Annotated in this window: 2 protein-coding genes; both read left to right on the top strand. The window is 62.9% G+C overall.

Features of this window, described 5'->3' with window-relative positions; all coding sequences use genetic code 11:
- Positions 1 to 395, top strand: a 395-nt coding sequence (locus tag ABT116_RS48410; protein WP_351647906.1) for a hypothetical protein, incomplete at its 5' end; no start/stop codon positions are given.
- Between the two features lie 119 nt (positions 396 to 514).
- Positions 515 to 1,181: acyl-CoA dehydrogenase family protein (locus ABT116_RS48405; RefSeq protein WP_351647904.1), on the top strand; the 667-nt coding region annotated here is incomplete at its 3' end.

Below are 1,181 nucleotides of genomic sequence, written 5' to 3'. Positions count from 1 at the left end.
GTGACGAACCGGTCGATCCCGACATGTCCGTCAACGATCCGCGCGGCCCGAGCATCGACAGCATCAACACCGCGAAAAAGGGTGGCAAGACCAAAGGTGGTGTCGAACGCTTGGCGCACCGCGCATGTAACACCAAGAAGGGTGCGGTCAAACCTGTTGTGGAGTGGCCGGATCGGTTGTTCGTCGTGGATCCCGCTCCGATCATCGGGGTCGTCGAGCAGCTCGAGCGCAAGGGTGGTCGCGTCGCCGTCGCTCGTTGCCCGGGCAAAGACGATGCCCAGGAAGCGTCGGACTGGTTGATCGACAGGTTGTCGCGACTGGCTCCGTCGCTGAATGTGGTAACGAGCATCGACGCCGCGGGCGGGGGTTACCTGTTGGTCCTCAAAACCGTGTAGTAGCTCGGTTCTGAGTGCCGTCTTTCGCGGTACCTGTTCCGCCTCCAGTGTCGTCGGGGTACGGTCGAACCGAACATGAATCCGGTTTCGAGTGCGAAGGAATCCCGATGAACCTGGCATTGACCGACGAGGAACTAGCGTTCCGCGACGAGATGCGGACGTTCTTCCGTACGCAAATCCCCGCGGACATCAGGGAGGCGTACGCCCACGGCGAGGAATTGGGGCGCGACCGTATGGTCGAGGCGCAGCAGATCCTCAACGCTCACGGTCTGGCGGTACCGCACTGGCCGGTCGAGTGGGGCGGCAAGGACTGGACCCCGGTCCAGCACAACATCTGGCTCGACGAACTTCAGCTTGCGTCGGTCCCCGAACCGTTGGCGTTCAACGCCAACATGGTCGGTCCGGTCATCGCAGCCTTCGGCTCGCAGGAGCAGAAGGAGAAGTTCCTTCCCGCGACCGCCAACCTCGACATCTGGTGGTGCCAGGGATTCTCCGAACCCGAGGCCGGCTCAGACCTCGCGTCGCTCAAGACCCGCGCGGTCCGCGACGGCGACGACTGGGTCATCAACGGTCAGAAGACGTGGACGACGCTGGGACAGTACGCCGACTGGATCTTCTGCCTCGTGCGTACCAATCCCGATGCGCCCAAGCGTCAGGCCGGCATCTCGTTCATCCTGGTCGATCTCAAGACGCCTGGCGTCACGGTCCGCCCGATCAAGCTGATCGACGGCGGCTACGAGGTCAACGAAGTGTTCTTCGAGGACGTCCGTGTGCCGGGAGAGAACC

This window comes from Streptomyces sp. NPDC002130, assembly GCF_040296465.1.
Classification (GTDB): domain Bacteria; phylum Actinomycetota; class Actinomycetes; order Streptomycetales; family Streptomycetaceae; genus Streptomyces.
This window is presented reverse-complemented; position numbering and strand designations above follow the sequence as displayed.